The sequence below is a fragment of the Desulfosporosinus lacus DSM 15449 genome (genome assembly GCF_900129935.1).
GTDB lineage: Bacteria > Bacillota > Desulfitobacteriia > Desulfitobacteriales > Desulfitobacteriaceae > Desulfosporosinus > Desulfosporosinus lacus.
The window spans coordinates 76,837-99,728 of sequence record NZ_FQXJ01000013.1 but is presented as its reverse complement, the minus strand read 5'-3'; the positions used below and the strand labels follow the sequence as shown (position 1 = coordinate 99,728).

At 41.4% G+C, this 22,892-nt stretch carries 19 protein-coding genes; 8 read left to right on the top strand and 11 right to left on the bottom strand.

Features of this window, described 5'->3' with window-relative positions; translation table 11 throughout:
- Positions 1–11: 11 nt before the first annotated feature.
- The 3 genes from BUB11_RS17050 (at position 12) to BUB11_RS17040 (ending at position 2,317) form a co-directional block, all read left to right on the top strand.
- Positions 12–677: a hypothetical protein gene (locus BUB11_RS17050; protein ID WP_073030961.1), complete on the top strand. Its 666-nt coding sequence runs from the start codon at positions 12–14 to the stop codon at positions 675–677.
- 66 nt (positions 678–743) lie between these two features.
- Positions 744–1,481 carry a tRNA pseudouridine(38-40) synthase TruA gene (gene truA / locus BUB11_RS17045; RefSeq protein ID WP_200797942.1) on the top strand — a complete coding sequence of 246 codons (738 nt, stop codon included), beginning with the start codon at positions 744–746 and terminating at the stop codon, positions 1,479–1,481.
- 203 nt (positions 1,482–1,684) lie between these two features.
- Entirely contained in the window at positions 1,685–2,317 is a 633-nt protein-coding gene (locus BUB11_RS17040) for a fumarylacetoacetate hydrolase family protein (RefSeq protein ID WP_073030960.1), read from the top strand.
- Between the two features lie 210 nt (positions 2,318–2,527).
- Here BUB11_RS17040 and BUB11_RS17035 read toward each other — a convergent pair whose 3' ends face one another.
- From BUB11_RS17035 to BUB11_RS16990, 10 genes are all read right to left on the bottom strand, one after another.
- Positions 2,528–3,502: a 2-hydroxyacid dehydrogenase gene (locus BUB11_RS17035; RefSeq protein ID WP_073030959.1), complete on the bottom strand. Its 975-nt coding sequence runs from the start codon at positions 3,500–3,502 to the stop codon at positions 2,528–2,530.
- Positions 3,503–3,671: 169 nt separating this feature from the next.
- A complete protein-coding gene (dapA, locus tag BUB11_RS17030; RefSeq protein ID WP_073030958.1) occupies positions 3,672–4,571 on the bottom strand; it encodes a 4-hydroxy-tetrahydrodipicolinate synthase in 900 nt (299 codons plus the stop codon).
- A 64-nt stretch (positions 4,572–4,635) separates the two neighbouring features.
- Positions 4,636–5,808, bottom strand: a complete 1,173-nt coding sequence (locus BUB11_RS17025) for a UxaA family hydrolase (protein WP_073030957.1) — start codon at positions 5,806–5,808, stop codon at positions 4,636–4,638.
- Positions 5,809–5,852: 44 nt separating this feature from the next.
- Positions 5,853–6,134, bottom strand: coding sequence for a UxaA family hydrolase (locus BUB11_RS17020; RefSeq protein WP_073030956.1), 282 nt, complete (start codon positions 6,132–6,134; stop codon positions 5,853–5,855).
- Between the two features lie 33 nt (positions 6,135–6,167).
- The gene (ilvD, locus tag BUB11_RS17015) at positions 6,168–7,817 is read right to left on the bottom strand and encodes a dihydroxy-acid dehydratase (protein ID WP_073031010.1); all 1,650 of its coding nucleotides are present in this window, start codon (positions 7,815–7,817) and stop codon (positions 6,168–6,170) included.
- A 245-nt stretch (positions 7,818–8,062) separates the two neighbouring features.
- Positions 8,063–9,334 carry a nickel pincer cofactor-dependent isomerase, group 22 gene (locus BUB11_RS17010; RefSeq protein ID WP_073030955.1) on the bottom strand — a complete coding sequence of 424 codons (1,272 nt, stop codon included), beginning with the start codon at positions 9,332–9,334 and terminating at the stop codon, positions 8,063–8,065.
- Positions 9,335–9,352: 18 nt separating this feature from the next.
- On the bottom strand, positions 9,353–10,849 hold the full coding sequence (locus tag BUB11_RS17005) for a tripartite tricarboxylate transporter permease (RefSeq protein ID WP_073030954.1): 1,497 nt from the start codon (positions 10,847–10,849) through the stop codon (positions 9,353–9,355).
- Positions 10,850–10,865: 16 nt separating this feature from the next.
- Positions 10,866–11,312: a tripartite tricarboxylate transporter TctB family protein gene (locus BUB11_RS17000; RefSeq protein ID WP_073030953.1), complete on the bottom strand. Its 447-nt coding sequence runs from the start codon at positions 11,310–11,312 to the stop codon at positions 10,866–10,868.
- Positions 11,313–11,378: 66 nt separating this feature from the next.
- Positions 11,379–12,398, bottom strand: a complete 1,020-nt coding sequence (locus BUB11_RS16995; RefSeq protein ID WP_084110355.1) for a tripartite tricarboxylate transporter substrate binding protein — start codon at positions 12,396–12,398, stop codon at positions 11,379–11,381.
- A 278-nt stretch (positions 12,399–12,676) separates the two neighbouring features.
- Positions 12,677–14,533 carry a sigma 54-interacting transcriptional regulator gene (locus BUB11_RS16990; RefSeq protein ID WP_073030952.1) on the bottom strand — a complete coding sequence of 619 codons (1,857 nt, stop codon included), beginning with the start codon at positions 14,531–14,533 and terminating at the stop codon, positions 12,677–12,679.
- A gap of 374 nt (positions 14,534–14,907) precedes the next feature.
- Between BUB11_RS16990 and BUB11_RS16985 the strand changes: the two genes are divergently transcribed.
- Positions 14,908–16,854: a methyl-accepting chemotaxis protein gene (locus BUB11_RS16985; RefSeq protein ID WP_073030951.1), complete on the top strand. Its 1,947-nt coding sequence runs from the start codon at positions 14,908–14,910 to the stop codon at positions 16,852–16,854.
- Positions 16,855–17,088: 234 nt separating this feature from the next.
- Here BUB11_RS16985 and BUB11_RS16980 read toward each other — a convergent pair whose 3' ends face one another.
- On the bottom strand, positions 17,089–17,961 hold the full coding sequence (locus tag BUB11_RS16980) for a LysR family transcriptional regulator (protein WP_073030950.1): 873 nt from the start codon (positions 17,959–17,961) through the stop codon (positions 17,089–17,091).
- A gap of 246 nt (positions 17,962–18,207) precedes the next feature.
- On the opposite strand from BUB11_RS16980, the gene BUB11_RS16975 reads away from it, so the two are divergent.
- From BUB11_RS16975 to BUB11_RS16960, 4 genes are all read left to right on the top strand, one after another.
- The gene (locus BUB11_RS16975; RefSeq protein WP_073030949.1) at positions 18,208–19,620 is read left to right on the top strand and encodes an NAD(P)H-dependent oxidoreductase; all 1,413 of its coding nucleotides are present in this window, start codon (positions 18,208–18,210) and stop codon (positions 19,618–19,620) included.
- Positions 19,621–19,919: 299 nt separating this feature from the next.
- Entirely contained in the window at positions 19,920–20,951 is a 1,032-nt protein-coding gene (locus BUB11_RS16970; RefSeq protein ID WP_073030948.1) for a 4-hydroxythreonine-4-phosphate dehydrogenase PdxA, read from the top strand.
- 30 nt (positions 20,952–20,981) lie between these two features.
- On the top strand, positions 20,982–21,863 hold the full coding sequence (locus tag BUB11_RS16965) for an NAD(P)-dependent oxidoreductase (RefSeq protein ID WP_073030947.1): 882 nt from the start codon (positions 20,982–20,984) through the stop codon (positions 21,861–21,863).
- 42 nt (positions 21,864–21,905) lie between these two features.
- Complete coding sequence (locus BUB11_RS16960; protein WP_073030946.1) at positions 21,906–22,718, top strand: sugar phosphate isomerase/epimerase family protein; 813 nt, start codon at positions 21,906–21,908, stop codon at positions 22,716–22,718.
- Positions 22,719–22,892 lie beyond the last annotated feature (174 nt).

Genomic DNA, 22,892 nt, shown 5'->3' with positions numbered 1-22,892 from the left:
TGGAGAGATTTATGAAAAAAAAGTTTTTGATATTTGTAGGTGCTATGCTTTTATTTATTGCCTTAATATGTTTTGGGGGATACAACAAATATTTCAAACCGAATCCGCAAATCCAACAACAACTTAATAGTCAATTTGGAGCGGAATTTTTTACTTCGTTTAATGATGCTAATGTTGCCAAAACTTTAGAGGACGCTGATACAGTGGAGGGTGCTAATTTCTTAGAAGTTCCTAACAATTCACAACCGAATAACAACTCAAAGTCAGTGGAGTATGAAGAAAGCGAAGTGTTGAGCAATTCTACTCCTGCGAATGAAAATATCGAGAAAAGAATCACGGAAAACCAAATTAGTGCTAAGTATAAGTCTCAGTTTAATAACCTGCAGAATATAGCCTTGAGCCGTTTGGATACTTTGTATTCAGCAGCAATTCAGGAGTATAGCCAACGCAGTAAAGCTGGCACATTAAATCGATCAGAGCTAATTCAAAAATATATGCAAGCTGCAACCATGCTTGAGGCTAACGTCGACAGCCAATTTTACAGTACATTAAACGGAATGCAGGCAGAGTTGATTGCTAATCATCTTTCGGTCGATATTATTGATATGACTAAGAGTCAATATGAAAAGGCTAAGTCCGATAAGCGATCACAGCTGTTCTCCAAAGTCCGTAAATGAGCAATACTGTATAACCAAAAAGTAAATGGGAAAATGATAAGAGAAAATAAATAAAAGGCGGAACTTATGAGAAATTTAAAAATGAAGATTAGCTATGATGGTTTCAAATACAAAGGGTGGCAAAAACAAAAGGATACTGATCTTACGATACAAGGTAAAATAGAAGCTGTATTATCTAAAATGACAGAGGAAGCTGTTCAATTAGTAGGGTGTGGAAGAACAGATTCAGGCGTCCATGCTGAAAATTACATCGCAAATTTTCATACGAAATGTGCTTTGAGTACAGACACTATGTTGGATTATTTATATGAATATTTACCTGAAGATATAGGGATCAAATCTATTGAAGAAGTAGCTGAGCGATTTCATGCAAGATATAATGTAAAATCGAAAACATATGTTTATAAAATAAACAACAATAAGTTTAGAGATGTTTTTAACAGGAAGTATACGTATCATCTTGCTGATAAACTAAATTTGATGAAGATGAGATATGCTTCTCAGGTCTTAATTGGCACTCATGACTTTCAGAGCTTTACTAACTTAAGAAATAGTGATAAATCGACAATTAGAACGATCAATTATATCAACATTGATGAGAAGGATGGTCTTTTAGTAATTGAGGTTAATGGCAATGGATTCCTATGGAATATGGTAAGAATTATTGTCGGAACTCTTATTGAAGCAGGTAAGGGTAATCTAAAACCAACCGATGTTGAAAAGATATTGAATGAAAAGAAGCGATGGGAAGCGGGACCTTTAGCCCAAGCAAAAGGCTTATTCTTAAGAGATGTCGAATATTAAGGTAATAGAAATTAAGAAATTATAAAAAGGAAAATTTTTCCTGTATGCTTCCTTTTAAAAATACTGTATTATGTTCTGTTAAAGTTTGTTCGCGAGAAGGTCGCGTGTTATATTATAAAGGGTATTTTTTTAGTATGTATAATTTCGTAGGACTTAAGGAGTCGAGAGAAGATTGACTCCAAAAATCGTTTAGGAGGCTACTCATGCTAGAATCTATTAAAAACATAATTTGCGTTGGCCGAAATTATGTACAACATGCTCATGAACTTAACAATGCCGTGCCACAAGTCCCGTTATTGTTTACTAAGCCAACCCATTCTTTAGCTGAGGCTAATGGAAGTGAGATAATTTTTCCGGGAGATCGGGGCGAAATTCAATATGAAGCAGAGCTCGTATTTCATATTAACAGACGATATGAGCCGGGAATTAAGGTGGATGACCTTGTAGATCAAATGGCTATAGGTATCGACTTTACATTGCGTGATGTGCAGACAGAGTTAAAAGGGAAGGGCTATCCTTGGGTACTTGCTAAAGGGTTTATGAACTCTGCTGTAATCACCTCTTGGCAACCTTTTGTTGGACTTAAGGCATTGATGGAACTTGACTTTTCTTTAGAAAAAAATGGACAAGAGGTCCAACGTGGCAATATGAAGAACGTTATATTTGACTTGCCGACAATTATTGAGTATACGGCTAGACACCTGGGACTGGATCGAGGGGATATCATTTTTACAGGTACTCCGGCGGGAGTTGGGCCGGTTCTTGACGGGGATCATTTTGTATGTAAATTAGCAGACAAAGAGTTAGGGAACTGCATTATTAAGCTTTCGAAGTGAGCTCGTTCAGCTAAAGCTGAACATCGAGACTTCGGTGACGTAAGTCCCCAGTGTAAGGAACACCCACTTGAAGAAGTGGGAGTCTCGAAATTGATAAAAAAATTCCTTAGACAGAGCTAAGGAGGAGTGCAGGGTTGTATTTTTACAACCCCATTTTTTTGCGATTAATTGTCCCGAAAAAAGACGGTTATTCACCTGGGTAGAGGGGACTTAAATATTCTTTAATTCTGGGACTAAATTTGCAGGTTCATTTTCTAAAAGTGCTTTGACGAGATTCTGGCCTGCAAGCATCGCCATATCAAAACGCGTCTTGGCCGTCGCTGATCCGATATGAGGGAGTGTTACAACATTTGGCATCTTTAATAGCGGATTATTAGGGTCTACGGGTTCTTTGTCAAAAACGTCCAGACCGGCTCCGCGAATTTTCCCCTCCTCGAGTACTTTAATGAGAGCACTTTCGTTGACTGTCTCTCCGCGAGAAGCATTAATAAAGATCGCTGTCCGTTTCATAAAGCCAAATTCTCTATCACTCATAATATTAATCGTTTGAGGTGTAAGGGGGGTCATAAGAACTACAAAATCTGACTCCTGCAGTAACTGTTCCAGGGAACAGTGCTCGGCACCCAATCTTTCTTCTGCCTCAGCTCTCTGCTTACGGTTACAATAGAGGACACGCATTTTAAACCCGAATTTTGCTCTTTCCGCAATGCATTCTCCAATCCTGCCCATTCCTATGATCCCGATTGTCGCATGATGAACATCAGTCCCATACAGTTCATTTCCAATAATACCCTGCCACTGACCTGTCTTTACATATCGATCTAGTTCGGAAATTCGACGTGCAGTTGCTAAAATCAAGCCTAGTACAAGATCAGCTACAGTCTCGTCTAAAACAGATGGAGTATTTGTTCCAATGATCCCTCTAGATTTCATGGCTTCTATGTTAAAATTGTTATATCCAACTGAGTTATTACTGACAACTCTTAATTTTGGAGCAGAATCCAGTAATTCCGGATCTATTAATTCTCTGTTAATTAAAAGCCCCTCTGAATCCCCTAAAAGCTTTAGGAGTTCATGACGAGGAATAATTCCTGGACCATTCCATTTCTCAATGTCACAATGTTGAGCAATATAATCTTCCACTTCTTTGGGAACTTTCCTAGCAAGAAATATTTTTGGCTTCATCGTATTCTCCCTTACTCATAGTTTATTATATTATAAATTAGAAACGCAGGGGCAGACAAGCAGTTGGTTTTCAATGTACGCAAACAATTTCAATGAATTTATGCTTAGTCCTTAATCAGAAAGAGCCGCCATGAGAGCGACTCTTTTAAGAAGGAGGGGATAGCGATTATTAGTTAATATTAGCAACGAATTGTGTACGGTTTAAGATATCTTTAAGATCTGCTTTTTCCACTCCGCCAATAGGCAGAAGAGGCAAACGAGGATCTCCTCCAAAATAGCCGAGCATATCCATAGCAGCTTTAAGTCCGGCAATCCCAAAGCGAGCAGTCACAGCGGTATTGCTCTCCATAAGCTTAAGCTGCAAAGCCTTAGACTCTTTCCATTTGCCTGCTTCAAATAATGATTGAACCTCAGCACACTCATTAGGGAATACATTAGCCAGGGCTAACGTTCCGCCTTTGGCCCCTAAAGCTAAACTGGCGTAGAGAAAACTTGCAGAACCCGCAAACACTGAAAAGTCTGAAGGGGTGTTGCGAATGACCTCAGTAATCTGAACAATGTTTCCTCCGCTATCCTTGATACCAATGATGTTAGGATGTTGTGCTAATTCAGCTACTACATTAGGGGATAAATTAATTCCCGTATTACCCGGCATATTGTACAAAATAACAGGGGCGGGGCTAGCCTCGGCCACATCCAGATAGAATTGGATCAGAGCCTTGTCCGACATAGCCCCTTTATAGTAATTAGGTGTTACCACCAAAACAGCGTCAGCCCCGACGGTAGCAGCCTGTTGACTTAAAAAAATAGTTTCTGCAGTGGACTCTGCACCCGTTCCGGCAATGACCGATTTTCGGCCCGTAGCTTTTTGACAGACAAACTTAATAAGTTGGATTTTTTCTTCAGAACTTAATAGTACAAACTCACCATTAGACCCTAACACAACAAGGCCCTCGAGCTTGGAGTCAAGCCAATATTCTAAGTTGCCCTCCAATTTATCGTAGGCGATTTTGCCGTCGACAAATGGTGTTGGAATAGGAGCATATACCCCCTTCAATTCAAACGACATACTTGAACCTCCCTATAATCGATGTATTAGTTCATTAAATTTACGGATGGCTGCGGCCTCTTGTTTAACCACCGTAACTGCGGGTAATACAAAACAGCTCATCATGCAGACCAATTTCTGCTTTCGTTGGTACGCCTGAGGCAGTTTCTATGACTGTCTTCAAGAGTCCTGTCCCAACTTCAGGGATGCTTAAGCCTTTGTCAATTATCTCCCCAGCGTTGAAATCAAGGTTGAATTTCATACGCTCATAGGTTGAAGTGTTTCCGGTGATTTTAACCACAGGTACTCCGGGGAAACCAGTGGGGGTTCCTCTTCCTGTGGTAAAAACGACGACTTGGCAACCAGAGGCCGCGAGTCCCGTCACAGCTTCTCCATCATGGCCAGGGCAATCTAAGATATATAAGCCATGCTCCACTAAAGGCTCCCCATAAGCAAGTACTCCAGTGATTGGCCCGGTTCCCCCTTTGTGAATTCCCCCCAAAGCTTTTTCAACCACCGTTGTTACTCCGCCATCTTCATTGCCTGGGGAGATCAATGCTGACCGATTTTGGAGATCGCAATGGGCTGTTCCGACCTTCAATTTATTTTCCATATTATGGATGGTCTCCAGGATCTTTTGTCCGACTTGTGGTGTTACCGCTCGTCGGGCAAGGACATGCTCAGCCCCAATCAGTTCTGTGACTTCTGTCAACATGGCACTGCCGCCTTCGGCAACGATTTGGTCTGTGACCCATCCAAGGACTGGATTGGCAGCAATTCCCGATGTAGCGTCTGTTCCACCGCATTTAAGGCCTAAACATAGCTCAGAAAGGGGAAATTCCTCTTTCTGTTGTTTAGCGGCTTGTTCTACTAACTTTTGTGCCAGAAGTACTCCTTTAGCTATTGCTTCTTGAGTATCACCTTCTTCTTGAATTACGAGCATTTCTACAGGTTTACCCGTTGCCGCAATACTGTCAGCTAATTCTTTAGCCCGAAATCGTTCACACCCAAGGCCCACCACCACAACTCCGTAGAAGTTCGGGTGTCTGCCAACTCCCTTTAATGCTTTTGCAGTAAGTTCTAAGTCTAAACCTACCTGACTGCAGCCGACCGGATGGGTTAGCTCAACCGTTCCAGCTACTTGCTGGGTAATCCGTCGTACGACTGTATTGGCACAAAAAACAGATGGAATAATGGCTACCAAATTCCTTACCCCAGGTAACCCCTGTGGCCGTCGATATCCATAAAATGTATGCATGTGTCTTTAATTCCTCTCCCTGTCTAAATTTATATATAGTTGAATCAGTCCTCACGGCCCCGTTCGCAATAGACATTTTCCAGATGAACCCACTCTCCAGGCTGGATAAGGGTTTTGGCATTTCCGATCTCTTCACCGTATTTGATAATAGGTTTACTTACGGGAAGGGTGGTTACCGCAATTTTATGTCCAAAAGGAATATCATTCTGGGCCGTTAAATGAACGGCGCCTGTATTCAAATTTACGAGAACATCTTCTCCCTTACGAACCTCTCTGAGTACAACAGCCACATTGTCACGAGGATGGATGCATAAAGCCGTAAGCATTTTTGTATCTCCTAACGTGTTAAATTTTGTTTTTTATAATAGGGCCCCGTGATTCGCTTGCCCAACATTACGACTGTATAAACCAAGGAATCCGGTATTCACAGGAGGCTTCCGAGGGGGCAGTTTTGCAAAGCGTTCCGCCATTTCTTCCGGACTAATCAGCAGATTTAGCTGTTTTTGTTCAAGATTAATTTCGATTGAATCACCGTCATGGACGATTGCGATAGGCCCTCTAACATGGGCCTCAGGAGTTACGTGGCCTATACAGAAACCTTTTGTGGCGCCTGAAAAGCGGCCATCCGTAATCATGGACACACTGTCACCCAGGCCCATCCCTGTAAGCAGGGCAGCCGGAATAGACAATTCTCTCATCCCTGGGCCTCCTGCAGGGCCTTCATACCGGATCACCAAGACGTCCCCTGGTTTGATTTCTTTATTCATAATGTGGTCCATCAAATCTTCTTCTGAATCGAAGGTTTTCGCTGTACCCACTTTGCGGTTTGGCGGATTCTTAATCCCGCTCACTTTAATAACGGCACCATCCGGTGCAAGATTGCCCTTAAGGATAACAATTCCGCCTTGGGGGTGATACGGGTCATTCAAGGAACGGATCGCATCTGAGTTTCTTACTTTTCGACTATAGGCAGAGATGGTTTCTCCTGTCACTGTAAGAACATCCTTTTGGATAAGTGGCGCTAGAACACCAAGTATGGCACCAACTCCCCCAGCTTGGAAAAAGTCCCACAGAGTAAATTTGCTAGATGGTTTAAATTTAGCAACGCAGGGTGTTGCACCAGACAGTTCATCGATACGATCAAGGCTTAATTCGAAACCTGCTTCCCGAGCAAGAGCGGGCAAGTGCAGGATTACATTGGTCGAGCCTCCGATGGCCATAAGAAAGCGAATAGCATTATCCAGATTAGCAGGCGTCAAGATTTGTCTCGGCCTCAGATTTTCTCGAATCATTTCTACGATACGTTCCCCAGTCTTTTTAGCCTGACGGCGCTTTTCAGCGTAGACTGTCGGAGTCGTCGCGGTCTCAGGTAAACTCATACCCAGAGCTTCAATGAGGCAACCCATAGTATTTCCTGTACCCATCATGCCGCAGACTCCAACCGTTGCGCAGGTATCGCTCTCAACAGCCTCAAACTGATCATCTGTGATCAGTTGCTTTTTAATAGCCCCCATGGCTTCTTTAATATCGGACATGATCCGTTGTTCTCCATTCTCATCGAAATGAGAGAGCATAGGGCCAGGCGGCAAAAAGATGGTTGGAATATTGAGTCTGGCCGCAGCCATGAGCATAGCGACCGGGGACTTATCACAAGACGGTAATAAGACCAATCCGTCAAAACCACCGGATCCCACCATTACTTCAATTTCGGCTGCCATAACTTCTCTGCTTGGTAAAGAATAATGCATACCCAAGCCTTGAGCGATCGCATCGCAGACTGCTATGGTATGGAACTCCACTGGAGTTCCCCCTGCGGCCCAAATTCCAGCTTTAACAAATTGAGCCAATTCCTTATTGCTGTAACTGCCGGGATGCAATTCAGACCAAGCACTTACGACGCCAATGATAGGTTTCCTTAGGTCTTCCTTCGTATAGCCCACTGATTTAAACATGGCCCGGGGATAAGCTCCTTTAATTCCTTCGAATAACTCTTGTGAGTCACGCAACATCTTTTTCAATGTATTTCCCCCTTATCCAAACCTGATTCTACTCTTGTTTCTAGTTCATTTATTCATACATCAGCCTGCTTCAACTGTCTTTATTGCAAGAAGTATGCCTAGTATGTTTTTTTTCGCGCGACTTGTAAAAGCGGGGGTATTATGCTTTGCATCTTGATTTAAGGGTTGTTTATAGACATTTCTAATGCAATAGATGCAACATTTGCAACAATAGACTTACAACAAACGAGGGGACTTCACTCAAAGAGGCTCCCTTGCTCGCATAAAGCCAGGTCAAATGGAGAACTCAGAATTTCCAGATTGGGATTTTGTTTAACTTCTTCAATAAGGCTTTCTGATACTTCAATTTCTCCGAGACACAAGGTGTTCTTAACTCTAACTATTCTGACCTTCGTTTTATCTAGGATATTACAAGTCTTGATAGCGGCTTGAATAGCCTGTTTATCATTTTTTAAGACCATCGGGATTTTCACGCTAAGTGGTACGGTGGAGGTGAGCGCATTCGGATAGGAGTGTTCAAAGCTAAATTTGTTAAACGCTCGTCTCGTTGTGAAGTCAAGAATTCCTAAACCATTGCCATTTCCGTGGGAGACATCTGTTATGTCGAGAGCGGCAATTTTTGAAATAGTTGGCCCACCACTGGCGTAGGGGGTATGGTAGCGGCCGACCACATTGTTATCGAATCCAGTGCCGCTAATGTTTTTGCCGATCTCATCAATAACCAAAACGTCTAAAGAATCAAAATATAGCTTAGGGGATAAGCGTTTGGCTTCCTTGAGTAAGGTCGGTTCTCCGTCTTCAATTTCACCATTTTTAAGAACTTCGATCTGGCATAATTCGTGATAAGCGTTTTCAAGCACTGCGACGCCAAAAACCAAGTTTGTCTTTTCCAAAATCACTCGGGCAATGGCAGGAATGTTTTCCGCCATTCTGCCAAAGCCTAACTCGTGACAGATATCGGCCCCTTTTTGTTTACCTAGACCGATGGTGATCATTTTCATTAAGCCACTTTCATACTCCCCTCGAAAGGCAATATGGGGTTTGATTCGGTTGATTATGACAATGGCATCTGCTTCATAAGCATATTTATCGATAAATACTGGGAGTCCATTTTCGGCAACTCCAATTTCTAATGTTTCCATCGTCGCTCGAATAGGTGCACCTACATACTCTTCCGTGACACCAAGTCCGCGGAGCATCTCCTTTTGCCCTTCGGCGGTTGCTCCGCCGTGGCTCCCCATGGCAGGGACAATAAACGGTATTCCGCCCTGATCCTTAATAAACTGGATAAGGGTTTTAACCATTTCGGGCAGGGCGGAGATGCCACGACTGCCGACTGCCACAGCCACAGATTGTCCAGGCGTAATCAAGAGTTTCGAATTTTTACCCTTAAGTTTAGCTAAAAGATCAAGCTCCACATTGTCAATTGCCGGGCGTTCAAAAACTTGTTTAACTCTCACCATTCTGGGAATGGGTATAGCATCCAAAAGTTGATCAATGGCACTCATCTGTTGTATTCTCCTCTTCTAAATAGTGGTTTTCTTAAGCCGCTTTTTGATAAAACCAAAAAGCGGTGTGGCTTGCAAAACTGAAATCAAAGCAATTAAGAGCAGAATTGCCGAAACAGGGGTTCGGAGGAAAATCATCCAACTTCCGTCACTCATAAGGAGTGACTGATTCATGCTATTGTCCAACATCATGCCCAGGATCATACCGACAACCATTGGTGCTGTGGGAATGTTGATCTTATCCATGAAATATCCCAAAATTCCAAAGAAGACCATGACAAACACATCGATTATACTGTTATTGATAGTAAAAGATCCTATAACACATAAGATTATAATGATAGGGGCCAGAACCAAATTGGGTATCTTGGTTACCGAAACTGCTGCCCTAGTCAAAACGAGACCTTCAAGAAACATGAAAACGTTAGAAAGCAGAACTGCCCAGATTAAGGTATAGGTGATCAAAGAATGCTCCGTCATAAGGGTTGGCCCAGGCATGATGCCGTGTACCATTAAACCGCCTAAGAGAACTGCTGTTGCAGAGCTGCCCGGGATTCCCAAAGTGATCGTTGGGATCAAAGCACCGCCGACAACGGCATTATTTGCCGCTTCTGCGGCAGCAACTCCTTCTGGATACCCCGTTCCGAACTTTTCCTTTTCTTTTGAGAAGCGCTTTGCTTCGTTATAGCCGAACCAACAAGCTGTATCTCCACCCGTTCCTGGAATCAATCCAGTGAATACACCAATAACACTCGAGCGCAAAATAGTTACAATCATGGACTTGAGTTCTTTGAAGGTTGGCAACATCTTATCCTTAATTGAGCTAACTGCTTTTTTAACAGCATCATCTTTTTCCACAAGACGAAGAGCTTGGGGAATCGAGAAGAGGCCAATCAAAGCAATAATAAAGGATATACCATTAAATAAATACATCTGTCCGAAAGTGAAGCGCGGCGTTCCAGAGATGGGATCCATCCCTACCAGGGCAATCATCAATCCAACAACTCCGGAAAGGATTCCCTTGATTGGAGAACCGGAAGATAAGGAACCAATAATCGTAATGCCTAGTACCGCAATCGCAAACAATTCGACAGGACCGAACGAAAGCGCTACCTTACCGAGCACCGGTGCTATCGTTAAGAGTGCAATACTGCTAATGACCCCTCCGATTAGGGAGGCGGTTAAAGATACCCCCAACGCTTTTCCAGCCCGTCCTTGTTGAGCCATAGGATATCCATCCAAGACGGTTGCTGCCGCAGCCGGAGTTCCAGGAGTCCTCAGAAGAATGGCGGAAATCGACCCTCCGTACATGGCTCCCATGTATAGAGACGCTAACATGCTTATTCCTGCAGCCGGATCCATTCCGAATGTTACAGGAAGGAGCAGTGCAATGGCCATAGTTGCAGAAAGCCCAGGCATGGCCCCTACAAATATGCCTAGCCCTGTCCCAGACGCAATCACCAACAAATTGAAGGGTGATACCACATTTAAAAGTCCTATCATAATCTCGTTCATTTATATATCACTCCTTTTAAGAGAATAGACCCATTGGAATTGGTAGATGCAGGAACATAACAAAGAGAAAGTAGCAAAAGAGTGTGAAACCAAGCGCAATAAGGACCGCTTTCCAAAGGCGGGTGGCTTTCAGATAGGCCATGCCAACGATGAGAAACAATGGAGTTACAAGAAAATAGCCCAGAGGTTTGATCAATGCAACATATAAAATAATCATGCTTGTAAAAACTAACACTCGGATAATGCGAATGGGTTCCTTTGTCTCTTGATTCACTTTAGCTTTCTTTCGTTCCTTGTACCAAGCCTCGGCAAACATAGCCATAGATAAGACAATAATAATCCAAGCTAGAGCACGCGGAAGGCTAGCAGCCGCTGGAGGCAGGTTGAAAGAATCAACATAGAGAACGATTGCAAGGATTAAGGTAATTGCAGAAGCGAGCCCTTGCTTTGCCAAATTGTTCATAAAATGACCTCCGTTTCACCATTAGAAAGGAGAGGGTCTTGCCTCTCCCTATAAATTCGAAGAGATTTACTTTTTAATTGTATCTTTTACTGAATCCCAGATGGCCTTAAATTCAGTTTCCTGATCCTTGAGATATTTTGCATACTCGTCCCCTACTTTTAGATCGATAGGGAGTGCTGCACCTTGCAACCCTTTTAAGAATGCAGGATCTTTAGCTATTGTTGTAAAAGAATCAATCAATTTCTTCTTCACATTGTCGGGAATCCCCTTAGGGGCACTGTAGCCACGAGAAGATCCAGCAACTAATTCCACACCAAACTCTTTTGCAGTTGGAACATCCGGTAAGAGGTCACTTCTCTTCTCAGAATAAATGGCCAAAGCCCTTAGATTTCCAGCTTTAACTTGGCTGTAAACAACTCCTAGGTTAGTGGAGCTGGCTTGAACTTTATTACCGGCTGCAGCTTGCCAAGATGGGCCGTCCCCTGTGAAGGGAATCATTTTAACACTCAAGCCCGTTGCTTTTTGCCATTGTAAAATCGTGAAAAAGTCGTCACCACCTGTTCCGGAATTGGCGATCGTAAGCTGTCCCGGGTTGGCTTTAACATAATCTATATAATCCTGATATGTTTTAAATGGACTGTCCTTAGAAACCACGAGGATACCAGGGTCAGTAACCACATTGGCGATAGGAGTTAATTCGTCAATAGTGTACTTGATTTCAGTGTTCATCAAATAGTTGGTCATCAGCATAGGCGTGTTCGTAATACTGAGCGTGTACCCATCTGCTGCCGTTTGCTTGGTTAATTGTGTCCAAGCGATAGCCCCGGTTGCTCCAGGAATATACTGGTTAACTAAAGTGTTGCCTAGTTCTTTTTGTAAATAAGGCCCGGTTAACATGGCAAGTTGGTCACTCCCCCCACCTGCTGCAAATCCTTGCAAAACCGTGATGGGTTTATTAGGATAATCTGATTCCACTTTCGATGTACCTGCAGGTTGGTTTGTCGTTCTACATGCGGTCATTGTCAGCATGAGCGACACAGCTAGTCCAGATATGACGGCTTTTTTCCATATCGATTTTTTAAACACTTGAATTATTCCCCCTCTTTAATTAGTGATTGTGGTATCCATAATCTCTGTTGTTTTCTTCCCTAAACCAAACCCTCCAATCCATGACCATAAACTTAAATATGTGAGAATTCAATTATTTGAGTTGCAAGAAACATGCCAAAAATCAAAAAAAATAAAACCCCTCAAATTTCAAGGGGTCTATTGTTTTTAATCTTCAAAATAAAGTACAAATGCAACGAATGCAACGTTTTATGCAACGGCCTTCAACACTTCGGGAAATCCCTATTTAATCCGATCTATTTATTCTCGATTTTCTTTAATCGTCGCCAGAGCGTGGAACGATTTATTCCTAAAATCTCACAGGCAGCAGTTTGGTTGCCATGACACTGTTCTAGAACTTCGAAAATTTCTGCGTCAGTAAGCCTGCCAGAAAAATTCCTTAGATTTTCAATGGCTGAAATCTCCTTGCTCCTCGTGTTCGAAGATAGAAATTTACGAATGTGCCGTTCATCCAATCTATCGCCTTCATGCAAAACAGCCAATTGCTCAATAAAATTATATAATTCACGAACATTCCCCGGCCAATTATGGTCTAACAGAGGAGTAAATGCTCCTTCTTCAAATTCGATGTTAGGTGCTAATTGATTTAAAAACTTCTCAGCTAAAAGTATTGAATCTTGGTCTCTTTCATATAATGGCGGAATCTCTAATCTTAAAACGTTAATTCGGTAGTAAAGATCTTGGCGGAAACGCCCATCGTTAACGGCACTCCACAAATCAACATTTGTAGCCGCAATAACTCGAATATCAACTGGAATAACACTGTCATCCCCTAGGCGAACAACTTCCTTTTCTTGAATAACTCTTAACACCTTGGCCTGTACTGATAAACTCATATCGCCAATTTCGTCTAGAAAAATAGTACCCCTGTGAGAAAGTTCAAACAGGCCCATTTTCCCACCTTTACGGGCATTCGTAAAACTGCCTTCTACATACCCGAATAATTCGCTCTCAAGAATGGATTCCGGAAAAGATGCACAATTAACTGCGACGAAAGGTCCGAGGGCACGCGGACTTTCGTTATGAATACTCTGAGCAAACATTTCCTTGCCAACTCCAGTTTGCCCTGTAATAAGAACAGTAGCATTAGACTTGCTAATCCGCTTAGCTTTTTGAATACACGCTGACAGGGTTTGGCTATTTCCAATAATGTTTTTAAAAGAAAACTTAGTCACCAAGCCCCGGCTATGTAATTTTTTTCTTAGTTTTGTTTCTAAGTCTTGTATTTCCTTTATAGGTTTGAACGTGAAAACTTCGCCGTTCATGACACCGCGGTTTTCGATACGTTCAAGATTTAAAATGTATTGTTGATCGCGAATAGTGATTAATTCATCGTTGTGATGCTTTCCAGGAAGAATAGCTTTAACATTTTGCCCCAACATTTCCGATATAGACAACCCCAGGTACCTTTCAGTTGCAGGATTGCTGTGAGTCACCCTATGTTCACTATCCGTTGCCAGAATCCCCTCGGATAAGTTGTTTAAGATCATATAGAGCCTTTGCTGAGATATGGCTTCCTTTCGCCGTAATACAGCTAAGTCTTGCGCTTGGGACAAGGCCTCATAAATAGCCCGCTTTCCTGAGGAAATTAAGATACTGTGGATACCAAGACTTGAGGCAAAATCAGTGGATATAGTATCCCCAACGATAACTTTTAAGCCTTTGCCAATTTCCTCAATTAGCCGCTCAGGGAAAACAGTAGGATCTTCAATGGCGATTTCTATAATTTCCAATCTGAGAAACTTGCCAATGGATGAGGCTTGATAAATCGTATTAGGATAACCGACAACGCCAACTTTGTTGCTGAAATTAGAGGCTTGATACAAGGCCTCTAATAAGTCGATTGTCGAGACGTTAATTTGAACGCAAGGAATTTCAGTAATCTCTTCCTTAATTCGCAAGAATGTTCCGCCCCGGCTGATTATAGCTTCAGCACCATCTTCGAGCGCTTGTTTAGCAAGTTCAACTCCTTGGTTTGTTAAGTTGCCAATGATAAATAAAACATCACTGTTAATTATGTTCTCATTAATAACCTCCTTTGCGACATTGGCAATTGTTTCATTGGGAGCGAGGAGACATAATTTAGGTCTCATTTTCACGATCACCTCACCATTATAATTGTAACTCTGAAGAGGAGAAATCATTGTCTTTGATAAAAGATAGCAAAAAAGACTTCATTATAAAGTATCCTATAATAATGGCAACTATATCACGGAGAGTCAAGGTACAATTGTGGAATTTACAAATATCCATAAAAAAAACACATGCAGGATTAACTTCTGGTAAGTTGCACGGCAAGTGATTAAATTTTGATTTAGTGTTGTGTGTAAACTTTATAGGGCAGTCGAAACCAATATTAGGATCTCGCTGTCTTCGTCGTATGCATCACATGTGCACTGAAGAATATGAAATATACAAAATTATGGCATAAGTCTTGCATATTACATATTACAGAGGAGGGATCAGAATGTTAAGCAAAGCAAAAACCATAATTAAAAGGGTGCGATTAATGGGGGCCTGCCTACGGAGATATTGTCTTCCGCAGTCTGTTATTAGGGGGGATATGAAGTTATTTAGCGGATTAAAAGTTTCATCTAAAATAGTAATTCTTATCATTTGTTCTTCTGTGTTTTTATTAGTAAGTAGCCTAACGGGCTACTATCAACTAACTAAAACAACTAATTTTGTGGATACGATGTATAACAAAGAGTTAAAGCAAATTGAGACGATCAGTGATCTTCGCAAACTAAACAGTGATAATCAAGCCGCTTTATTGTTATTTATTTTGTCCACAAAAGAAAAGCAGAACCAATTCTTGTTCGAGATAGAAGAAAACAAGAAGAAGATTATTGAACTTGTAGCTCAATATCAAAGCCTAAATTTAGATGAATTTCAAAGTAATCAACTTACAGCACTTAATGGTAATTTACAGGCTTTCGATTCTTTTCAAATGTTAGTCACTCAAGTTGCCGAAGGGAATGATACAATCACAACATTTGTCACCTTTAATTCTGGAAATATCATTTATGATGGATTAGATAGTGATTTGCTCAGTTTAGCAAATCATAGTTCGGAGAATGCTGAGGCACTAAAAGATCAGATACAAATAAACTCGGATCTTGCCTCGAAGATTATGATCAGTTTGCTTATTTCTTCTATCATTCTCTGTGTAATTATTGGCTGGTTAATTATAACATCTATTTCTAGACCACTGAATAAGGTTGTTGCCATCGCTAACGAAATAAGTAACGGACAACTAAAGTTGGAGCAAATCGAAACGAATCAAAGTAAGAATGAAATAAATATTTTAAATATTGCCATGAATAAGATGAAAGATTATCTGAGAACTATTATTAATGAGGTTTCCAGCAGTTCAGACAAAATCCTGGTTTTTTCACAAGAACTTGCTGATGCATCAGGCCAGATCGCGAATTCAACGAATCAAATTGCTATGACAATGAGTAATTTTGCTAACGGTGCTACTGAACAAACTGAATCAAGTGGACTCATCGTTAAGATGATGAAAGAGACTAGATCTCAAGTAGAAATCGGATATCAGGAAGCAACTGCGACAGTTAAGGAAGCTAATAACTCTACAATCGTTGCAATTGAAGGTCAGGAGGCAACTAATAGGGCAATTGAGCATCTTAATATCATAGCTGAATCGGTAGCAGAAGCCTCTGAATTAATTGATGATTTAGGTAACCAATCTAACCAAATCAGTGAAATTATCACTTTGATTACTGAAATATCTAACCAAACTAACTTATTAGCTCTCAATGCTGCCATTGAAGCAGCCCGCGCTGGCGAAGCGGGACGTGGTTTTGCCGTTGTGGCTGATGAGGTTAGAAAATTGTCAGAGGAGTCTAAAGAAGCATCGAATAAGATCGTAAATCTAGTAGATAGAATTCAGACCTCATCTAAAGCTAGCATGCATCTCATGCAAAACAATAAAAAGTCTGTTGAAGAACAAGTATCTTTAATTAAGATCAGTGGAGGTTCATTAGGGAAGATTGTCGAGCATGTTAGACGAACAGAATCCGATGCACTGCATATTAGCAAGATTTTTGACGGGCTAAACAAGGGTTCCTTTGAGGTGTTAAGCCTGACCCAGAGTATAGCGGATTTAATCCAAGAATCTGCATCATCCTCAGAGGAAATCGCCGCTACGACTGAAGAGCAGACTTCAATCGTGGAATATATGGCTGAGAGCTCCAAAGACTTGGCTAAATTGGCTAATAATCTTAAGGAAAATCTTAATAAATTCTCAGTTGAAATAAGTAACCCTTTCGTAAAAGAAAACGTCGAAGATCCAGTAAGAATGGCTAGTGCCATGCCTCTAGCTACGTACAAGAACGAACGGGATGTTCGGGTAGAGCACTGTCATGATTCGAATGAGGATGTTCGAGGGTAAAGCATCGCATGACTTGAACAAGAATGGTCGAGATCAGAACACCGCTATGGATGGCGAGGTGTCGTGATGGCTAGTGTCGTATGGTGAGAAAGGGCCGCAGGGGATAACCTTAGGTGCACTTATACTAGTCTAAAGTATATAACGATAAGTTCTACTTTCGACTAGTATAAAACAATACAGCTTATGATTCAGGCAGAGTCTGAACCTTAAGCTGTATTGTTTTATAGGTGAAAATCATTTTGTCGAATTGGTTTGGGTGCATACAAAATCTATAAAATTTCTGACGAAAGGTATTTTGCATGAATCATTGTTGAAAATCATCCACGTATTTCGCGTAAAAGGCTTTTTGGCTTTAGTCAGCATAGGTTGTTTATATAAACCAACAGCGCCCTCAATGAATTCTGGTACCAGGAAAATTCCGTAGCCTAGTCCATTGGCAATCATCTCACGACAGGTGTCTCCGTGATTTACGACCAATCCTTTGAGCGGTGGAACTGTAAAATGCTCATACCACCAGTGATCTAACAATTTAACGGTTAAAGGGTCTACTAGATATTCAATGCGGGGAATATACGGTAGATCTTCAAAGGGGATTTCCTTTTTGGAAACGATGTAGCTGGGATCAACCGAGATTAGTTGTTTAATTCCGTGGAAGTCATGATCTCCTCTAATAAATCCGATGTTAATCTCTTTAAGATTAACCATTTTCAAAACATCACTGCTTAAACCACTGGCAATCTCGAAATTAATATTGGGATACATGGTTTTATATTGATTTAACAAAGATGGAAGCCGAAAGCGGCCATAAGAATTGTTAACACCTACTTTTAGAGTTCCCTTATTGCCGTCGTTCATTTCCATAATCTGTTGTTGAATTTCTTTAAACTTTCGTAGCATCTCTCCAGCCTTAATGGCTAAATACTCTCCTTGTGCTGTGAGGACAATACCTTTCGGATTACGGATTGCAATGGTTGTGGTAAATTCCTTCTCAATTTGTTGCAAACGTTTTGTCAGGCTTGGTTGCGTCATAAATAATAGATCAGCAGCCTTGGTAATATTCGGTTCGCGATATAACGTATCGAGAATTGCCCAATCACTATCTTTCATAGAAACACTCCTTCACTTAAAGTCCTGCATTAACGTTCCTCTATGATACGCACGAGCGTGTAGTTATTTCGAATAATTGTTAACCAGTTAATCTTCATGAAATTTTGGAATGGTTTCTTATGACATAAAGCTATTATACATATAAGTGCTCCTACAATACAATACACATAAGCATAACGTTCTGAAAATTCCGTGGACATGGAGAAAGCTCATAGTAGATAATGAACCACAAAGGAGATTTGAAAAATGTTCTATCATCATCTTTTAGAAAAGTTTGCAAAGCAAAGTCATGTGAAAGTTGGGTTAATCGGAGGTGGAAATTATGGCACAGCAATTGTAACGCAATCCTTATTTAACAAATATCTTACCGTCAATATTGTTGCAGACCAAAACATTGAGAATGCCAAAAATTCATATCGGGAAGCGAACATTCCTGATGAAGAGATATGCATGTGCAATACTTTATCTGAAGCTAAAGCGGCCATTGAACAAGGGAAATATGTTGTTACCAGTTCGCCGGATATTATTTTTCAGCTAGATATTGATGTTGTCGCTGAAGCAACGGGAAATCCGGAAGCAGGCGCCCATCATGCTAAATTGGCACTGGAGAATATGAAACATATGGTCATGATTACCAAGGAGACTGACTCCGTGATTGGTCCTGTCTTACATGAGATGTTCAAACAAAAGGGGTTAGTATATACACCTGTAGATGGCGATCAACCAGCTATCTTAATGCAACTGGTGGAATGGGCACGGCTTATTGGTCTAGAGATTGTGAGCGCCGGCAAATCACGTGACGGAGAATACATTTATGATGAGAGAGAAGGAACAGTAACTCACCCGGAAGATGTGAAAAAAGGTATTCCGGACCCAGTCGTTGTAAAGATTTCACAGGAAGATGCCAAGTACCTCGAATTCATCCCTGAAGGCAAGGGGGAAGAGTATTTACAGAAGAGAAGAAAAATCTTGAGTGAGCTTCCTCAAACGGCAGGATTCGACTATTGTGAGATTGTAATGATTGCCAACGCCACCGGGCTGGTTCCGGATGTGGAAAACCTGCATCAGGGAAGTCTAAGGGTTAATGAAGTCCCTATAGTTTATTGCAGTACAGAAAATGGCGGCATATTTGCCGGAGAGGGCAGGATCGATATCATTACCTGTTTGCGACGGAAAGAGGAAGCCAGTATGGGGGGCGGGGTTTACCTTGTGGTAAAAAGCAAAAATGCTTATTCCCAGAACATCTTGACTTCAAAAGGTTTGATCGGAAATTATGATAATTCGGTGGCAGTTATTTGTCATCCCTATCATTTGTGCGGGGTGGAGTCGTCTACTTCCCTGATGAGCGCGGCAATGCTCGGCGTGGACACCGGAGCCAGAGAATACAAGCACAGCTTTGATCTTGTCCGAAGAGCAGTCAGAGATCTTCCCGCAGGTACTCTTTGCGGCAATGACCGGGACCGGAATATGTCATCGTTTATTGCCCCGGCAGCTGTCAAGTCTGGGACTAATCCCATTCCTGCCCATCTGCTTAACGGAAATAAACTTAAAATGGATGTGAAGGCAGGGAGTGTCATTACTTATGATATGGTCCAGGAACCTGAAAGTTCTGTCCTTTGGGACCTGAGGGGAAAACAGGAGAAATTTTTTCTGGAGTGAGTTAAAATTTAGTTTGTTCAATATTCCTATAAAATCTAAAATATTGGAATAAAAGATGGAACAAGTGAAACGAATTGAAACATATAAATGTTCTAAAGTTGTTTAAATGTTTCGCGCGTTTCTTGATAATCCACCTGCTTTTCTAAAGATTTCGTTTTTCAAAATTTATTATTGAGTGAGAATGCAATTTCTGCACAAAATTTTTTCTCTGTTTTAATATTTTCAAATTATTGGCATGATTATTGCACTTATAGAGATCAAGATCATCAATAATAATTTTAGATTTTACGGAGGTAGAAATGGCAGAGAATTACTTACATAGTAAACCGGTAATTGGCCTAACTTTAGGGGATGCAGCAGGGATAGGTCCAGAAATTGTTGTCAAAACTGCTGCCAAAGGGGTATTGCAACAGTATGCTCAACCGATCATCGTAGGGGATGAACGGGTCTTAAAAAGGGGCATGGAAATTGCCAAGGTGTCTTTCGATTATAAGGTTGCTTCCAGTATAGAAGAGGCTGTTAAGCTGAGTGGATTAGTGCTTTTAGATACTGGGAGTATTGATGCCTACAGTGTTGAACTAGGTGAAGTCAGTTCTGTATGCGGTAAGGATTCAGCAACCAATGTCGGTGCGTGTGTGGAATTTTGTAAACAGGGTCTGATCGAAGGAATATGTTTTGCCCCCAATAATAAAAAGGCGATGAAATTAGCAGGCTTTACTTTAAACGGCGCGATTGACCTTCTTTCGAATTTCTTTGAATTCAAAGGTTATCGAGGAGAACTTAATGTCTTGGATCACGTTTTTTGGACATCCAGGATAACCAGTCATATCCCTATCAAGGATGTAAGTCAGAATCTTACGATCAAGGGTATACTGAATTCCATTGATCTTGTTCATAAGACACTTAAGCGAGCAGGAATTGACAATCCGCGCATCGCAGTTGCGGCTTTAAATCCTCATGGAGGAGAAGGTGGAACTTGCGGGCTTGAAGAGGTTGAAATTATCAACCCTGCCGTCGAACAGTTAAAACAGGCTGGAATAAATGCCCAGGGTCCTTTTCCTGCGGATACGCTCTTTATCAAATTGTTCAAGGGTGAATTTGATGTTGCTGTCACGATGTTCCATGATCAAGGTCAAATTGCGATGAAATTAAAAGGTTTCGATAATGGAGTAACAGTCATGGCTGGGTTACCCCATCCTGTAACAACCTGTTCTCATGGCACAGCATTTGATGTTGCTGGAAAGGGAATTGCAAATCCTGGTGCATGGGAAAATGCCTACATTCTGGCTGCTAAAATGGCCGGTATCGATAGAATGAACAGGCGCGAATGAATTAATCGTTCTTTTGAGGAGTGATATATTATGAAGCTTGGTTTTATTGGTCTAGGACAGATGGGTAAGCACATAGCACTGAATCTGCTTAAGAGTGGTGCGGAGCTCACGGTCATTGATACTAGAGCAGACAGCTTTCTTGAATTTGAAAAAAGGGGAGCTAAAACAAGCACAAATTTGTTGGAAATCGTTCCAGCCGATATTATTTTTCTTTGTCTTCCTGACAGTAATGTAGTACATAAAGTGCTTCTGGGAGAAAATGGGATTATCCATCATCTCAGAAAAGGTCAGATCATAGTTGACTTTAGTACGATTAAGTACTCAACAACCTTAGAAATTGCTAAAAGTCTGGAAGAGAAAGGTGTTAAATTTCTTGATGCACCTGTTTCAGGCATGGAAGCCCGTGCCATGGAAGGCACCCTCACTGTAATGTGTGGAGGGAAAAAAGAAGTTTATGCTGAGATGATGCCTTATTTAGAATGTATGGGCACTAAAATTCTTTACATGGGTGACACCGGAAGTGGTCAACTTACCAAACTGATTAACCAACTATTGTTCGATATAAACGTCGCCGCACTGGCAGAAGTTCTTCCCATGTCTGTAAAGATGGGGTTGGACCCGGAGAATGTCGGTGAGGTGGTAAACAGTGGCACAGGGAAAAGTTATGCATCCGAGTTTTTCATTCCCCGCATTTTGAAGGATAGTTTTGTCGATGGATATCCTTTGAAAAACGCTTACAAAGACCTAATCAGCGCTGCGGAGATTGGAGCCAATCTTTGTATTCCTATGCCGGTATTGAGTTCGGCGACCACCACATACCAGATGGCCTTATTGAAGGGTCATGGCGAAAAAGACAAAGGCAGTATGATCGCGGTCTTTGAGGACTTACTTGGAGTCAGCTACAGAAGTTGAGAAATGGTTTGACTTTAAATAACAAAGACAGGGAGAAAAAGTATGAAGCTAGCCTACACTGTTTGCACACCTGACACAAAAGGTAAGTACTTGGCCTATCGGGGAGATCTTAAGGAAATGTTTGCTTCCCTCAAGGGGATAGGATACCAGGGAGTAGAAGCTTTCGTCCGTGACCCCAGGGAGATGGACCAAGATGAATTTTGCCGGTTGCTTATGAGTTATGATCTGGAGTTAGCTGCTGTTGGAACGGGACCAATCGTTGCAGAGGACAAAATTTCCTTTACATCGTCAGACGAAGGTGTAAGAAACGAGGCGGTTGAACGGACAAAGGCAGCAGTTGACTTTGCTGCAAGGCTTGGAGCTCAGGTTAACATAGGCAAATTGCGTGGGAATGTCAAGCAAGGAGATCAAGTTCAAGCTAAAGAATGGAGAGACCAGGCTTTTAAAATTGTATGTCAATATGCGGCGTTGAAGAATGTCACCATCACATTGGAACCACAGTGTCGATTTGCGATCGACAATCTCAACTCCACCCAGGAAGCCTTGGCATGGGTTAAGCAACAACAACTCTCTAATCTGTTCATCATGATGGATGTTTTTCATATGAATATTGAGGACAAGTCTCAGGCGGCAAGTTTTATTGAGGCTAAAGATTTTAATCTTCATATGCATTTTGCTGATAACGATCGTGGAGTGCCGGGAACAAGTAAAATTGATTTCGTCGATGCTGTAAGGGTCCTTAAAGCTTTAGGGTATAACCGTTATATCTCCATGGAGATTGACCAGTTACCTGATTGTTACAGTGCTGCAAAGGCATCATTTGATTACGTAAATCGGCTTATAAAAGAAGGTTAGGTTAAACTCTATAATTTTAACGTCAAATAACACAAATTTGTTATTGTGGATAATTGACCTATTTTGAATTATTGGTAATTAAAGAAAAGGGGGAGTGCTAACCACTATTTTAAAATAAGTCCTATAAGGAAGAGTTATTTCGGTATAAAACATTTTCTGGTGACGAATTAAAAA

What these genes read in the sequence shown, in the direction of transcription:
- BUB11_RS17050 (WP_073030961.1), top strand. Translation starts at nt 12, where the DNA reads ATGAAAAAAAAGTTTTTGATATTTGTAGGTGCTATGCTTTTATTTATT.
- truA (WP_200797942.1), top strand. Translation starts at nt 744, where the DNA reads ATGAGAAATTTAAAAATGAAGATTAGCTATGATGGTTTCAAATACAAA.
- BUB11_RS17040 (WP_073030960.1), top strand. Translation starts at nt 1,685, where the DNA reads ATGCTAGAATCTATTAAAAACATAATTTGCGTTGGCCGAAATTATGTA.
- BUB11_RS17035 (WP_073030959.1), bottom strand. Translation starts at nt 3,502, where the DNA reads ATGAAGCCAAAAATATTTCTTGCTAGGAAAGTTCCCAAAGAAGTGGAA.
- dapA (WP_073030958.1), bottom strand. Translation starts at nt 4,571, where the DNA reads ATGTCGTTTGAATTGAAGGGGGTATATGCTCCTATTCCAACACCATTT.
- BUB11_RS17025 (WP_073030957.1), bottom strand. Translation starts at nt 5,808, where the DNA reads ATGCATACATTTTATGGATATCGACGGCCACAGGGGTTACCTGGGGTA.
- BUB11_RS17020 (WP_073030956.1), bottom strand. Translation starts at nt 6,134, where the DNA reads ATGCTTACGGCTTTATGCATCCATCCTCGTGACAATGTGGCTGTTGTA.
- ilvD (WP_073031010.1), bottom strand. Translation starts at nt 7,817, where the DNA reads ATGTTGCGTGACTCACAAGAGTTATTCGAAGGAATTAAAGGAGCTTAT.
- BUB11_RS17010 (WP_073030955.1), bottom strand. Translation starts at nt 9,334, where the DNA reads ATGAGTGCCATTGATCAACTTTTGGATGCTATACCCATTCCCAGAATG.
- BUB11_RS17005 (WP_073030954.1), bottom strand. Translation starts at nt 10,849, where the DNA reads ATGAACGAGATTATGATAGGACTTTTAAATGTGGTATCACCCTTCAAT.
- BUB11_RS17000 (WP_073030953.1), bottom strand. Translation starts at nt 11,312, where the DNA reads ATGAACAATTTGGCAAAGCAAGGGCTCGCTTCTGCAATTACCTTAATC.
- BUB11_RS16990 (WP_073030952.1), bottom strand. Translation starts at nt 14,533, where the DNA reads ATGAGACCTAAATTATGTCTCCTCGCTCCCAATGAAACAATTGCCAAT.
- BUB11_RS16985 (WP_073030951.1), top strand. Translation starts at nt 14,908, where the DNA reads ATGTTAAGCAAAGCAAAAACCATAATTAAAAGGGTGCGATTAATGGGG.
- BUB11_RS16980 (WP_073030950.1), bottom strand. Translation starts at nt 17,961, where the DNA reads ATGAAAGATAGTGATTGGGCAATTCTCGATACGTTATATCGCGAACCG.
- BUB11_RS16975 (WP_073030949.1), top strand. Translation starts at nt 18,208, where the DNA reads ATGTTCTATCATCATCTTTTAGAAAAGTTTGCAAAGCAAAGTCATGTG.
- BUB11_RS16970 (WP_073030948.1), top strand. Translation starts at nt 19,920, where the DNA reads ATGGCAGAGAATTACTTACATAGTAAACCGGTAATTGGCCTAACTTTA.
- BUB11_RS16965 (WP_073030947.1), top strand. Translation starts at nt 20,982, where the DNA reads ATGAAGCTTGGTTTTATTGGTCTAGGACAGATGGGTAAGCACATAGCA.
- BUB11_RS16960 (WP_073030946.1), top strand. Translation starts at nt 21,906, where the DNA reads ATGAAGCTAGCCTACACTGTTTGCACACCTGACACAAAAGGTAAGTAC.